This window comes from Pseudomonas sp. Pseusp3, from assembly GCF_047304225.1.
In the GTDB taxonomy this organism is placed as follows: Bacteria; Pseudomonadota; Gammaproteobacteria; order Pseudomonadales; family Pseudomonadaceae; genus Aquipseudomonas; species Aquipseudomonas fluorescens_CD.
On sequence record NZ_JBGLYV010000067.1, the window covers coordinates 18,876 to 31,950 of the forward strand.

17 protein-coding genes are annotated in these 13,075 nt (G+C 62.4%); 8 read left to right on the forward strand and 9 right to left on the reverse strand.

Going from position 1 to position 13,075, the window contains the following annotated elements; all coding sequences use genetic code 11:
• Positions 1-24: 24 nt before the first annotated feature.
• The 6 genes from nusB to nrdR form a co-directional block, all read right to left on the reverse strand.
• Positions 25-525, reverse strand: coding sequence for a transcription antitermination factor NusB (gene nusB, locus ACCD00_RS21060; RefSeq protein WP_007970164.1), 501 nt, complete (start codon positions 523-525; stop codon positions 25-27).
• Positions 522-998, reverse strand: a complete 477-nt coding sequence (gene ribE / locus ACCD00_RS21065; protein WP_003228649.1) for a 6,7-dimethyl-8-ribityllumazine synthase — start codon at positions 996-998, stop codon at positions 522-524. The genes nusB and ribE overlap by 4 nt, the downstream gene beginning before the upstream one ends.
• Positions 999-1,089: 91 nt before the next feature.
• A complete protein-coding gene (gene ribBA / locus ACCD00_RS21070; protein ID WP_057400602.1) occupies positions 1,090-2,181 on the reverse strand; it encodes a bifunctional 3,4-dihydroxy-2-butanone-4-phosphate synthase/GTP cyclohydrolase II in 1,092 nt (363 codons plus the stop codon).
• 16 nt (positions 2,182-2,197) lie between these two features.
• Positions 2,198-2,863: a riboflavin synthase gene (locus ACCD00_RS21075; protein ID WP_008018158.1), complete on the reverse strand. Its 666-nt coding sequence runs from the start codon at positions 2,861-2,863 to the stop codon at positions 2,198-2,200.
• 47 nt (positions 2,864-2,910) lie between these two features.
• Positions 2,911-4,044, reverse strand: coding sequence for a bifunctional diaminohydroxyphosphoribosylaminopyrimidine deaminase/5-amino-6-(5-phosphoribosylamino)uracil reductase RibD (gene ribD / locus ACCD00_RS21080; RefSeq protein WP_413427366.1), 1,134 nt, complete (start codon positions 4,042-4,044; stop codon positions 2,911-2,913).
• Entirely contained in the window at positions 4,041-4,505 is a 465-nt protein-coding gene (gene nrdR / locus ACCD00_RS21085; protein ID WP_003228656.1) for a transcriptional regulator NrdR, read from the reverse strand. The genes ribD and nrdR overlap by 4 nt, the downstream gene beginning before the upstream one ends.
• Positions 4,506-4,632: 127 nt before the next feature.
• Here nrdR and ACCD00_RS21090 point away from each other — a divergent pair, with 127 nt between their 5' ends.
• The 3 genes from ACCD00_RS21090 to trxA all read left to right on the forward strand — a co-directional run bounded on the left by ACCD00_RS21090 (position 4,633) and on the right by trxA (position 6,793).
• Positions 4,633-5,097: a hypothetical protein gene (locus ACCD00_RS21090; protein ID WP_413427367.1), complete on the forward strand. Its 465-nt coding sequence runs from the start codon at positions 4,633-4,635 to the stop codon at positions 5,095-5,097.
• Positions 5,094-5,747, forward strand: coding sequence for a class I SAM-dependent methyltransferase (locus ACCD00_RS21095; RefSeq protein ID WP_413427368.1), 654 nt, complete (start codon positions 5,094-5,096; stop codon positions 5,745-5,747). Before ACCD00_RS21090 ends, ACCD00_RS21095 begins: the two co-directional genes overlap by 4 nt.
• Before the next feature lie 173 nt (positions 5,748-5,920).
• Positions 5,921-6,793: a thioredoxin gene (trxA, locus tag ACCD00_RS21100; RefSeq protein ID WP_085718203.1), complete on the forward strand. Its 873-nt coding sequence runs from the start codon at positions 5,921-5,923 to the stop codon at positions 6,791-6,793.
• A 103-nt stretch (positions 6,794-6,896) separates the two neighbouring features.
• Here trxA and ACCD00_RS21105 read toward each other — a convergent pair whose 3' ends face one another.
• The gene (locus tag ACCD00_RS21105; RefSeq protein ID WP_413427369.1) at positions 6,897-7,238 is read right to left on the reverse strand and encodes a hypothetical protein; all 342 of its coding nucleotides are present in this window, start codon (positions 7,236-7,238) and stop codon (positions 6,897-6,899) included.
• A 135-nt stretch (positions 7,239-7,373) separates the two neighbouring features.
• On the opposite strand from ACCD00_RS21105, the gene ACCD00_RS21110 reads away from it, so the two are divergent.
• The 5 genes from ACCD00_RS21110 (at position 7,374) to ACCD00_RS21130 (ending at position 11,554) form a co-directional block, all read left to right on the forward strand.
• On the forward strand, positions 7,374-7,964 hold the full coding sequence (locus ACCD00_RS21110) for a DUF2796 domain-containing protein (RefSeq protein WP_413427370.1): 591 nt from the start codon (positions 7,374-7,376) through the stop codon (positions 7,962-7,964).
• A gap of 146 nt (positions 7,965-8,110) precedes the next feature.
• Complete coding sequence (locus ACCD00_RS21115; RefSeq protein WP_008018167.1) at positions 8,111-8,821, forward strand: ABC transporter ATP-binding protein; 711 nt, start codon at positions 8,111-8,113, stop codon at positions 8,819-8,821.
• Position 8,822: 1 nt separating this feature from the next.
• Positions 8,823-10,088 (forward strand): ABC transporter permease, encoded by a 1,266-nt coding sequence (locus ACCD00_RS21120; RefSeq protein ID WP_413427371.1) that lies wholly within the window; start codon positions 8,823-8,825, stop codon positions 10,086-10,088.
• An 11-nt stretch (positions 10,089-10,099) separates the two neighbouring features.
• Positions 10,100-10,618: a DUF3299 domain-containing protein gene (locus ACCD00_RS21125; protein ID WP_057400609.1), complete on the forward strand. Its 519-nt coding sequence runs from the start codon at positions 10,100-10,102 to the stop codon at positions 10,616-10,618.
• Between the two features lie 237 nt (positions 10,619-10,855).
• Entirely contained in the window at positions 10,856-11,554 is a 699-nt protein-coding gene (locus ACCD00_RS21130; protein WP_413427372.1) for an OmpW/AlkL family protein, read from the forward strand.
• A 184-nt stretch (positions 11,555-11,738) separates the two neighbouring features.
• Here the strand turns inward: ACCD00_RS21130 and ACCD00_RS21135 are convergent, their stop codons facing one another.
• Both ACCD00_RS21135 and ACCD00_RS21140 read right to left on the reverse strand, forming a co-directional pair.
• Positions 11,739-12,668: an NAD-dependent epimerase/dehydratase family protein gene (locus tag ACCD00_RS21135; protein WP_413427373.1), complete on the reverse strand. Its 930-nt coding sequence runs from the start codon at positions 12,666-12,668 to the stop codon at positions 11,739-11,741.
• A partial coding sequence (locus tag ACCD00_RS21140; protein ID WP_413427374.1) for a sugar nucleotide-binding protein occupies positions 12,661-13,075 on the reverse strand: 415 nt, incomplete at its 5' end. The genes ACCD00_RS21135 and ACCD00_RS21140, both read right to left, overlap by 8 nt.

Sequence of the window (13,075 nt, forward strand, 5' to 3'; positions counted from 1 at the left end):
TCGTGCCGACGTTACAAGCGCCGATCAGCGCTTGAACGCCTTCACTTCAGCTTCACGCAGACGCGGGGCCAGCTTGTCGAGCACACCGTTGACGAACTTGTGGCCGTCGGTGGAACCGAAGACCTTGGCCAGTTCGATACCTTCGTTGATCACAACGCGGTATGGCACGTCGACGCGCTTGAGCAGTTCCCAGGTGGACAGGCGCAGAACCGCCAGTTCAACCGGGTCCAGCTCTTCGATGGTCAAGTCCAGGCAAGGCTTGAGTGCGGTGTCGATTTCGGTCTTGAACTGCGGAACCCCGTGCAGGATTTCGCGGAAGTACGCGCCGTCGACATCGCTGAAATCGTTATCGACCCGGAACTGCGCTTCGATCTCGTTCAGCGATTGCTTGGCCATGTGCCATTGGTACAGCGCCTGAGTCGCGAGCTGACGGGCTTCGCGACGCTTGGCGCTTTTCGATGGCTTGCCGGCATCCGCAGGCTTTGGATCGCGCGGGTTGAAACGATCGCTATCGTCGCTAATCACTTGGCCTCCAACTGCGCCAGCAGGCTGACCATTTCCAGAGCGGACAGGGCAGCTTCAGCACCTTTGTTACCGGCCTTGGTGCCGGAACGCTCGATGGCTTGCTCGATGGAGTCAACGGTCAGCACGCCGAATGCAACCGGTACGCCGAACTCCATGGACACCTGGGCCAGGCCCTTGGTGCATTCGCCAGCCACGTATTCGAAGTGCGGAGTGCCGCCACGAATGACTGCGCCCAGGGCGATGATTGCCGCAAACTCGCCCTTTTGAGCGACTTTCTGCGCAACCAGCGGGATTTCGAAGGCGCCAGGTGCGCGGATGATGGTGATGTCGCTTTCGCTTACGCCGTGGCGAACCAGGGCATCAACTGCACCGCTGACCAGGCTTTCAACGACGAAGCTGTTGAAACGGCCCACTACCAGAGCGTAGCGGCCTTTAGGGGCGATGAAGGTACCTTCGATGGTCTTCAGGGTCATTCGTTAGATCTCTTAAAGAGCCGGGACGCGTCTCGTACGCGCCCCTCGGTGATTTATTTGCCGCGAATTCAAGCCCGGAAACGACCGGTCATTATTCGGAGGGCACGTATTCTACAACTTCCAGATCGAAACCGGATATCGCATTAAATTTCATCGGTGCCGACATCAGGCGCATTTTGCGTACGCCAAGGTCGCGCAGGATCTGCGAACCGGCACCCACGGTGCTGTAGGTGGTCGGCTTTTTCACCGTCAGGTGGTCGGCGGTTTCGCGGATGTGCGCCAGCAACACGTCGCCATCGAGCGGGTGACCGAGCAACAGCACCACGCCGCTGCCGGCCTCGGCAACCGTGGCCATGGCGGCGCGCAGGCTCCAGCGGCCCGGTTGCTTGACCATCAGCAGGTCGCGCAGCGGGTCCATGTTGTGCACGCGAACCAGGGTCGGTTCTTCGGCACACACGTTGCCCAGGGTCAGTGCCATGTGCACGTCGCCTTCCACCGAATCACGATAGGTCACCAGGTTGAATTGGCCCAGTTCACTGTCCAGTGGCTGCTCGGCAATCCGCTGAACGGTACGTTCGTGGATCATCCGGTAGTGAATCAGGTCGGCGATGGTGCCGATCTTGATGTCGTGTTCGGCGGCAAAAGCTTCCAGCTCGGCGCGACGGGACATGGTGCCGTCATCGTTCATCACTTCGCAGATCACGCCGCTCGGCTCGAAACCGGCCATGCGCGCCAGGTCGCACGCCGCTTCGGTGTGGCCGGCGCGGGCCAGGGTGCCGCCGGCCTGGGCCATCAGCGGGAAGATGTGGCCCGGGCTGACGATGTCTTCGGCCTTGGCATCACGGGCGGCAGCCGCTTGTACAGTGCGTGCACGGTCTGCGGCGGAGATGCCGGTGGTCACACCGGTGGCCGCTTCGATGGAGACGGTGAACTTGGTACCGAAACCGGAACCGTTGCGCGGCGCCATCAACGGCAGCTTGAGCAGTTCGCAACGCTCGCGGCTCATCGGCATGCAGATCAGGCCACGGGCGTGCTTGGCCATGAAGTTGATGTGCTCGGGCTTGCAGCACTCGGCGGCCATGATCAGGTCGCCTTCGTTCTCGCGGTCTTCGTCATCCATGAGGATGACCATCTTGCCTTGGCGGATGTCTTCAACCAGTTCTTCGATGCTATTGAGCGCCACAAGGCACCCCCTTGAGTCAGGATTTGAGGTAGCCGTTGGCGGCCAGAAAGCTTTCGGTAATGGTGCTGCCGGCTGTCGGTTCTGCGGCCTTGTCGCCGAGCAACAGGCGCTCCAGATAACGGGCCAGCAAGTCCACTTCCAGGTTCACCCGGCGGCCCGGCTGGTACGAAGCCATGATGGTTTCGCTCAGGGTATGCGGAATGATGGTCAACAGGAACTCGGCGCCATCGACTGCGTTCACGGTCAGGCTGGTGCCATCGACGGTGATCGAGCCTTTATGGGCGATGTACTTGGCCAGGTCCTTCGGCGCGCGAATGCGAAACTCCACGGCGCGCGCGTTTTCGGTACGGGCAACCACTTCGCCCACGCCATCGACGTGACCGCTGACCAGATGCCCACCGAGACGAGTGGTCGGGGTCAGGGCTTTTTCCAGATTGACCGGGCTGCCGCTTTTCAGGTCGTTCATGGCGGTGCAGTCGAGGGTTTCGCGACTGACGTCTGCCGCAAAGCCGTTGCCGGGCAACTCGACAGCGGTCAGGCACACGCCGTTGACCGCGATGCTGTCGCCCAGTTTGACGTCGCTCAGGTCGAGCTTGCCGGTTTCGACGTGTACCCGCACATCACCGCCCTTTGGGGTCAATGCACGAATACTGCCGATGGATTCGATGATGCCGGTAAACATGAGGTTCTCCTCGAGAACAAAGCCAAAGCTTGCGCGATGGCTGAAAATTATACGCTCGCGGCTGGCAAAGGAATGGCAGTGACTCGCCAGTCATCGCCCACCGCGCGAATTTCGGTGATTTTAAGCTCGGGCGCATCCTTCATTTGCGCGAGCGGCCAGTCGAGCAATGGCCGCGCCGAGGAACCCAAAAACTTGCCGGCGATGAAAATCTGGAACTCATCCACCAAACCCAACTGGGCAAAGGCACCCGCCAGACGCGGACCGGCCTCGACCAACACCTCGTTGACGCCACGGGCGGCGAGTTCGACCAGCAATTGACGCAGATCGACCTGGCCGTCATAACCGGGCACGATCAGGCATTCCGGGCCATTGGCGTACTGTTCTTCCACTGCGACACAGGTGGCGACCAGGGCCGGACCGGCCTTGAAAAATGGCGCATCCAGCGGCACCCGCAAACGTCCGTCGACCAGCACCCGCAGCGGCGGGCGGCTCATGGCCAGGGCCGTTTGCTCGGCATCCAGTCCCAACTCATCGGTGCGCACGGTCAACCGCGCGTTGTCCGCCAGCACCGTATCGGCGCCGGTCAGCACTACACTGGCCTGGGCGCGCAGGCGTTGCACCGCCGAACGTGCAGCTGTACCGGTGATCCACTGGCTTTCACCACTTTCCATCGCCGTGCGACCGTCCAGGCTCATGGCCAACTTGACCCGCACGAAGGGCAGGCCGTGTTCCATGCGCTTCAGGAAACCCTGATTGAGCTGGCGTGCCTCGCCTTCCAGCACGCCGCTTTCAGTGGCGATGCCGGCCTGGGCCAAACGCTGCAGACCGCGACCGGCGACTTCCGGGTTCGGGTCCTGCATCGCCGCGACCACACGGGCCACTCCGGCATTCACCAGCGCATCGGCACAGGGCGGCGTGCGGCCGTGGTGGCTGCACGGCTCGAGCGTCACATAGGCGGTCGCGCCACGAGCCTGCTCACCGGCCGCGCGCAAGGCGTGGACTTCAGCGTGAGGCTCGCCGGCGCGAACATGCCAGCCTTCACCGACGATCTGCCCGCCCTGCACGATCACGCAACCAACCCGCGGATTGGGGTGCGTCGTGTAGTGTCCCTTACGCGCCAGCTCCAGGGCACGGGCCATGAAATGAGCATCGAGGATGGCAAGTTCTGCGGGCGTGGTCATTCTTTCACCGGTTCACGGGCCAGGCGGTCGATCTCTTCGCGGAACTCGTTGAGGTCCTGGAAGCGCCGATACACCGAGGCGAAGCGGATGTAGGCGACTTCGTCGAGCTTCTGCAGCTCGGCCATCACCAGTTCACCGACCACGAGGGATTTGACCTCGCGTTCGCCGGTGGCTCGCAGTTTGTGTTTGATGTGCACCAGCGACGATTCGAGGCGCTCGACGCTCACCGGGCGCTTTTCCAGCGCGCGCTGCATGCCGGCGCGGAGTTTTTCTTCGTCGAACGGCTGGCGACTGCCGTCGGTTTTAATCAGGCGCGGCAACACCAGTTCAGCCGTCTCGAACGTCGTGAAACGCTCGCCGCAGGCCAGGCATTCACGCCGGCGGCGCACCTGTTCGCCCTCGGCGACCAGACGCGAGTCGATGACCTTGGTGTCGTTGGCACCGCAGAAGGGACAGTGCATGGTGGCAGGCAACAAAAAAAGGGAGGGCCATGGTAGCGCATCCCGGTGGCAAGACAAGCCATAGGGTTTGCGGTATACAGACGCAATGATCACTTGATCCATGGAATTCAGCTTTATGGAGCCACCGATGTCGTTACGTCCGCTCGTTTTGCTCAGTGTTTTCAGCCTGCTGGTGGCTTGCGGCAGCGATGCGCCCAAGCCCCAGCCGCCAACGCCAGGCCCGGCGCCGCAACAGGCGCAGAAGAAGGCCAGGGAGGCGGCTGAGCTCGGCCCCTTGCCTGCCTATCAACGTGAACTGAGCGGCACTCTGCAAGGCGTGCCGGCAGGTGCCGAAGTCGAACTGGCTTTGCTGGTCATCGACGAAAAAGGCCGCCCGCAACAATTGCTCGCCAGCTCCAGCCTGATCGGCAACAACCAGGTGTTGCCGTTTCACCTGCGTTTCAACCCGGATGCCTTTCCGGTCGGTGCCCGTGTGGAACTGCGAGGCCGCGCCAGTCAGTCCGGCCAGTTGATCCTGCACCTGCCGTCGCTGCTGATCACCCAGCCGACCACCCAGGCCTTGGGCCAACTGCAATTCGTCAAAGCCCCATGAGTGCACCGATCGACCTGCAACGGGCCCTGGCTGAACTGCTCGGCGACGCACAACTGGTGGCCTGCCCGTTGCCGGAAACCGATTTGCAACTGTGGCTGATCGACGGCGACAACATGGACCGCGCCTTCAGCCCGGAAGAAACCCGGCGCATTCTGCATGAGCCACCGTACTGGAGCTTCTGCTGGGCCAGCGGCCTGGCGGTGGCCCGCTATCTTGCGCAATTCCCCGAGTGGGTCAAAGGCAAGCGCGTGCTGGATTTCGGCGCCGGGTCCGGGGTGGCCGGGATTGCCGCGGTCAAGGCCGGCGCGCTGGAAGTGGTGGCCTGCGACCTCGACCCGCTGGCGATTGCCGCGTGCCGGGCGAATGCCGAGCTCAATGATGTCCAACTCAACTATTCGACGGATTTTTTTGCCGAAGCCGATCGGTTTGATCTGGTTCTGGTGGCGGACGTGTTGTATGACCGGGCGAACCTGCCGTTGCTCGATGAGTTTTTGAGTCGTGGCCGGGAGGCGTTGGTAGCCGATTCGCGCGTGAGGGATTTTCGTCACCCGCTGTATCAGCGCATTGAAATGCTCGAAGCGATGACCTTGCCGGATCTGGCTGAACCGGAAGAGTTTCGGCATGTGAGCCTGTACCACGCGCGGCGTTAGCCAAGAGCTTCGCGAGCAAGCCCGCTCCCACATTGGAATGCGTTCGCCTTGTGGGAGCGGGCTTGCCCGCGAAGGCGCCCGTTCAGGCAACACACCTCTCACGACTACCCCGCTTCCGGCCCGACCCCACCAAGCCGTATAGTTGCCCCATTCACGCTTTTACGAGATTGCCCATGAGTCAGGAAACGCCGTACATCTTCGACGCCACGACTGCCGATTTCGACCAGTCGGTGATCGAGAACTCTTTCCACAAACCGGTGCTGGTGGATTTCTGGGCCGAATGGTGCGCGCCCTGCAAAGTGCTGATGCCTATGTTGCAAAGCATTGCCGAGAGCTATCAGGGTGAGCTGCTGCTGGCCAAGGTCAACTGTGACATCGAGCAAGACATCGTCGCCCGCTTCGGCATCCGCAGCCTGCCGACCGTGGTGCTGTTCAAGGACGGCCAGCCTGTCGACGGTTTTGCCGGAGCCCAGCCGGAATCCGCCGTGCGCGCCCTGCTCGAACCCCATGTGCAGATGCCGCCACCGGCCGCCGCCGATCCGTTCGAACAGGCCCAGGCACTGTTCGATGATAGCCGCTTTGCCGATGCCGAAGCCCTGCTCAAAGTGCTGCTGGGTGAAGACAACACCAACGCCAAGGCGTTGATCCTGTACGCCCGCTGCCTGACCGAGCGTGGTGAACTGGGCGAAGCGCAAGCCGTGCTGGATGCCGTCAAGAGCGACGAGCACAAGGCCGCGCTGGCCGGTGCCAAGGCGCAAATCAAGTTTCTCGGCCTGGCCAGGGACTTGCCCGATGCCGCCGACCTGAAGGCCCGGCTGGCGAAAAATCCCCAGGACGATGAAGCGGTGTATCAACTGGCCATCCAGCAACTGGCTCGTCAGCAGTACGACGCCGCGCTGGATGCCTTGCTCAAGCTGTTCATCCGCAACCGCAGCTACAGCGAAGGCTTGCCGCACAAGACCTTGCTGCAGGTGTTCGAGTTGCTGGGCAATGACCACCCGCTGGTCAGCACGTACCGCCGCAAGTTGTTTGCCGCGCTGTACTAAGCCGATCCTGTAGGAGCGAGCTTGCTCGCGAAAAACCTGAGAGCACCGAGGTGAATCAGGTTTCCCGCGTTATCGTTGACGCCCATCGCGAGCAAGCTCGCTCCTACAACAGCCAGCGATAGAGCGGTGTATCGGTGCCGCTTTCCACCTTCACGTCCGGACTGTGGCGCAACCGCACCAACAGACGCTTGCCCGCCGCCGCGCTGCCGGTCAGGCCTTCGAGTTGATCGAGCAGATCCGGTCCGCTGAGCTGCCCGGCCGTGCGCAACAAATCCCGGGCGATCTGCCACAGCGCATCATCCTGATTCAGCGGTTTCGCCGCTGGCGCGCTGACTGCGGACTTTTCCACCTGCAGCTGCGCCCCTAGTCGCGCCCAGTCCGCGTCGTCCATCTCCAGGGTCAGATCCACCGGCCAGTCGCCGATGCTTCCGCGAATTCGCAACATAGGTCTGCTCCCGCACATTTCTTCCCTGCATGCTCCCATGGGACTTGTGCAACGCCAAGCAGGCAGTCAAACTCTCCGCACCAACGTTATAAGATTACATAACATATTCTTCATTTTACTTTTCGGAGACTCGTCATGCGTCGTCTGCTTCTTGCCCTGCCGTTTGCCATGCTGCCATTGGCTGTCGCCCATGCCGCCGACGAACACGATCATGAGCATGGCAGCCTGGGCGCCCACGAACATGGCGTGGGACGCCTGAACGCGGCGCTGGACGGGCAGACCCTGGAACTGGAGCTGGAAAGCCCGGCCATGAACCTGGTGGGTTTCGAGCACGTCGCCACCAGCGACGCAGACAAGGCCAAAGTCGCCGCCGCCCGCGCCCGACTGGAGCAACCGCTGGCCCTGTTCAACCTGCCAAAAGCCGCTGGTTGCGTGGTGGAAAACCAGGAACTGGAAAGCCCGCTGTTCGGCGACAAACCCGATGCCGACGATGATCACGATGAAGACGCCAAGGACGAAGACGGCCACGAACATCACCATGATCACAGCGAAATCCACGCTCGCTATCAGTTCACCTGCGCCACGCCGGCGGCACTGAAGTCGCTGGACCTTGCGAATATTTTCACCAGCTTCCCGGCCACCCGGAAAATTCAGGTACAACTGATCAGCCCGAGCGGGCAGCAAGGCGTTGAAGTGACGGACAAGGCTGCTGCGCTGAAATTCTAAATCACCTCGTTCCCCTTGTAGGAGCGAGCCCGCTCGCGATGGACGTCAACGATAACGCGGGAAACCTGATTCACCTCTGTGCTCTCAGGTTTTTCGCGAGCAAGCTCGCTCCTACAAGGGTTCACCACCAACCACACCGGTTTCACATGACCCAAGCACTCATCGAACTGTCCGACCTGGGCTTCAGTTGGCCCGGTCACCCGCCACTGCTGGACATCCCGGCGTTTCGCCTGGAGCGCGGAGAAACCCTGTTCCTCAAAGGCCCCAGCGGCAGCGGCAAGACCACCCTGCTCGGCTTGCTCGGCGGCGTGCAAAAACCTGATCGCGGCAGTATCCGCCTGCTCGGCCAGGAACTGACGCAACTCTCGGCCGGTGCCCGCGACCACTTCCGCGTCGATCACACCGGCTACATCTTTCAGCAATTCAACCTGCTGCCGTTTCTGTCGGTGCGTGAAAACGTCGAACTGCCCTGCCACTTCTCGAAACTGCGCGCCGAACGGGCGAAACAACGCCACGGCAGCGTCGACAAAGCGGCCGCGACGCTGCTTGCCCACCTGGGTTTGAAGGATGAAAACATCCTCGGTCGCCGTGCCGATTCGTTGTCCATCGGCCAGCAGCAACGGGTCGCCGCCGCCCGCGCGCTGATCGGTCAACCGGAACTGGTGATCGCTGACGAGCCGACTTCGGCCCTCGATTACGACGCCCGCGAGAACTTCATTCGCCTGCTGTTCGCCGAGTGCCGCGAAGCCGGGGCGAGCCTGTTGTTCGTCAGCCACGACCAGAGCCTTGCGCCGTTGTTCGATCACAACCTGTCGCTGGCCGAACTCAATCGCGCCGCCACCCCGTCCGAGGTCTGAGATGTATTTGTTTCGTCTAGCCATGGCCAGCCTGGCTAACCGCCGCTTCACCGCGATCCTCACAGCGTTCGCCATCGCCCTGTCGGTGTGCCTGCTGCTGGCGGTGGAGCGCGTGCGCACCGAAGCCAAGGCCAGTTTCGCCAGCACCATCAGCGGCACCGACCTGATCGTCGGCGCCCGCTCCGGCTCGGTGAACCTGTTGTTGTACTCGGTGTTCCGCATCGGCAACGCCACCAACAACATCCGTTGGGACAGCTTCGAGCACTTCGCCAACAACCCGAAAGTGAAGTGGGCCATCCCGATGTCCCTCGGCGACTCCCATCGCGGCTACCGGGTGATGGGCACCACCGAAGCCTACTTCGAGCACTACCAGTACGGACGCCAGCAACACCTGGAGCTGGCCAATGGCCGGGCCTTCGCCACCGACCCGTTCGAAGTGGTGCTCGGTGCCGAAGTGGCCGACGCACTGCATTACAAACTCGGCGACAAACTGGTGCTGGCCCACGGCGTGGCGGCGATCAGCCTGGTCAAGCACGACGACAAGCCGTTCACCGTGGTTGGAATTCTCAAGCGCACCGGCACCCCGGTGGACCGCACGCTGCACATCAGCCTTGGCGGCATGGAAGCGATTCATATCGACTGGCATAACGGCGTACCGGCCCGGGGCGAGGGTCGCATCACGGCCGATCAAGCACGCAACATGGACCTCACGCCGCAGGCGATCACCGCGTTCATGCTCGGCCTCAACAACAAGATTTCGACCTTTGCCCTGCAACGGGAAATCAACGAGTTCCGCGGGGAGCCGATGCTGGCGATCCTGCCGGGCGTGGCGTTGCAAGAGCTGTGGAGCCTGATGGGCACGGCGGAAAAAGCCTTGTTCGTGGTTTCGCTGTTTGTGGTGCTGACCGGACTGATCGGCATGCTGACGGCCATTCTCACCAGCCTCAACGAACGCCGCCGGGAAATGGCGATCCTGCGTTCGGTGGGGGCGCGACCGTGGCATATCGCGACGCTGCTGGTGCTCGAAGCCTTTGCCCTCGCGCTGTCGGGCGTGATCGCCGGTGTGGCGTTGCTGTATGTGTGCATCGCGGCGGCCCAGGGTTATGTGCAAGCCAACTACGGCCTGTTCCTGCCGCTGTCCTGGCCAAGCGAGTATGAATGGACGCTACTCGGTGGCATCCTCGTCGCCGCGCTGCTGATGGGCAGCGTGCCGGCCTGGCGCGCCTATCGCCAATCCCTGGCCGATGGCCTGTCGATCCGTTTATGAGGACGTTGAAAATGCCCCGCGCTGTACTTGCGCTGTTGATGCTGGTCGCCCTGCCCTTGTGGGCCGCCCAGCCGCGAGACCTGACCTGGTCGGAGATGATCCCGCCGGATGCGCCGAAAGAAGTGCCGAACATGACGCCGCTGCATGACCTGTCGCAGATGAGCAATGCCCTGTCGGCCGAGTCGGCACCGGCCGCCAAGCAGGACCTGCCCAACGCACCGGTGGTCAAGGCCCTCGATGGCCAGAGCATTCGCCTGCCGGGCTACATCGTGCCGCTGGAAGTGAGCGAGGAAGGACGTACCACGGAGTTTCTGCTGGTGCCGTATTTCGGCGCCTGCATCCACGTACCGCCACCACCGTCGAACCAGATCGTGCACGTCAAGAGCGAGGTCGGCGTGAAGCTCGACGAGCTGTATCAGCCGTACTGGATCGAAGGCGCGTTGCAGGTCAAGGCATCCACCAGTGAGCTGGCGGATGCCGGATATCAGATGGAGGCGGACAAGATTTATCTGTATGAACTGCCGGAGTGAAACCGGTCGTTTTGTGCTGTCGGAAATGCCGCCTTCGCGAGCAAGTCGGATCGCCGCACCGCCGCTCCCACAGGGGGGAACACATTCCAGTGTGGGAGCGGGCTTGCTCGCGAAGAGGCCAGCAAAAACACCACAAAATCCACCCCCTTCCCACTTTCCTTGAGCTGCATCAAAAGACCGAATAGTTAGCCGGCTTACCATTGGACATCAAAATTTTTAACGTCCTCTGGAGCCCCCATGAACAAGTCCATGCTCAGCGCTTCGCTGGTTGCCCTCGCGCTCGCAGCCCCGCTCGCCCACGCCCACGAGGCCGGTGACATCATCCTTCGTGCGGGCGCCATCACGGTTAACCCGAAAGCCGACAGCTCCAGCGTGAAGGTCGATCAAGGTCCACTGGCCGGCACCAACCTGGGCGGCAAGGCGACCATGGACAGCGACACACAGCTGGGCCTGAACTTCGCCTACATGATCACCAACAACTGGGGGATCGAACTGCTCGCGGCCACCCCGTTCGAGCATGACGTGAAACTCAAAGGTACCGCCCTGCCTGCTGCCAACGGCAAACTCGGCTCCCTGAAACACCTGCCGCCCACCCTGAGCCTGGTCTACTACCCGCTGGATTCGAAGTCGGCGTTCCAGCCGTACGTCGGCGGTGGCATCAACTACACCTGGATCTACGACGAAAACCTCAGCAGCGATGCCGAGTCCGCCGGCTTCAGCAACTTCAAGGCGAAAAACTCCTGGGGTCTGGCCTGGCAGGTGGGTGCCGACTACATGCTGACCGACAATGTCCTGCTCAACGCCCAGGTGCGCTACATCGACATCGACACCCGCGCCACGGTGGAAAACAACGCCATTGCCCCAGGCACCCGCGCCAAGGTCAACGTGGACGTCGATCCGTTTGTGTACATGGTTGGCCTGGGCTACAAGTTCTAAAGAACGTTCACGTGGTGGTGAATGAGGCTTGGTGGCGAGCAGACTTGAAACTGACGGCGACTGCCATGCAGTCGAACGGGGGAAGCCCCCTCGCCACAGGGAATCTATCCGCTTCAAGGTAAATTCCGGCCGTGAAAAAGGCGCCTGTAAAAAGGCGCCTTTTTCATGTCCGCATGCAAGTGATCTATCGCCCCAGCAACCGCGCCAGCCCCACACGCATCGGTGTCTGCTCTGTGGTAGTGAAGCGTTCCAACAGACGCCGGTTGTTCGCCCGGGAATGACGAATGTCACCGGAGCGCGCCGGGCCGTAGCTCACCGGTGGCAGCTTGCCAACCACGGCTTCGAGCGCTTCGAGCATTTGCTTGAGGGTCGTTGCCTGGTTCCAGCCAACGTTGACTGCACCGACTTCGACCATCGGCTTCTCGATGGCCTGCACCAGCAAGTCAACCAGGTCTTCGACGTAGACAAAATCCCGGGTCTGCTCGCCATCGCCGAACACGGTGATCGGCAGGCCCTTTTGCGCGCGCTCGCTGAAAATGCTGATCACCCCGGAGTACGGCGAGGACGGATCCTGGCGCGGGCCGAAGATGTTGAAGAAGCGGAAAACCACCGGTTCCAGCGCATGTTGGCGGCGGTAGAAATCGAAGTAGTGCTCGCTGGCCAGTTTGTCCGCCGCATAGGGCGTCAGCGGCGCTTTAGGCGTGTCTTCGTCGATCGACTCGCCCTCGCCATTGTTGCCGTACACCGCCGCGCTGGAGGCAAACAGCACGCGCTTGACCCCGGCCTGGCGCATGGCTTCGCAGACGTTCAGCGTACCGATGAAGTTGCTCTGGTGCGTGCGCACCGGGTCGTCCACCGACGCCTGAACCGAGGCCACGGCCGCCAGATGCGCCACGGCGCTGCAACCGGCCATCGCTTGGGCAACCAGCGTCGCATCGGCGACGTCACCGACGATCAGTTCGACCTTGGGATTGTCCAGCGGCAGATTGCTGCGCTTGCCGCTGGACAGGTCATCGAGAATTCGCACCGCATGGCCCTTGGCAAGCAGGGCGTCAGTCAGGTGCGAACCAATGAAACCGGCACCACCGGTGATCAAAACGGGACCGTCAGCCATGGCGATAGAACCTGTCCAGTAGAGCGGGAAGCGCCGCACGCCAGGCGCGCGGCTTGATCCCGAAGGTGTGCAGAATTTTTTTGCAGGCCAATACCGCATGTTGCGGTTCTTCGGCAGCATCCGGACGCGCGGCGTGGGCCTGGGCGGTCGGGGCTTCGATGGCCAGCGGATGCAGGCTGCGGGCTTCGCTCAGAATAGCCTGCCCCAGCGCCAGCGGCGTGGTCGCCTCATGTCCGGCGTAGTGGTACGTGCCCCACAGCGGCGCAGCGCAATCGAGTTGCTTGAGGACTGAAATGATCACACGGGCGGCGTCGTGGGGGGGGGGGGGGGGGGGGGGGGCGGGGGGGGGGGGGGGCGCGGGGGGGGGGGGGGGGTGGGGGGGGGGGGGGGGGGGGGGGGGGGGGGGG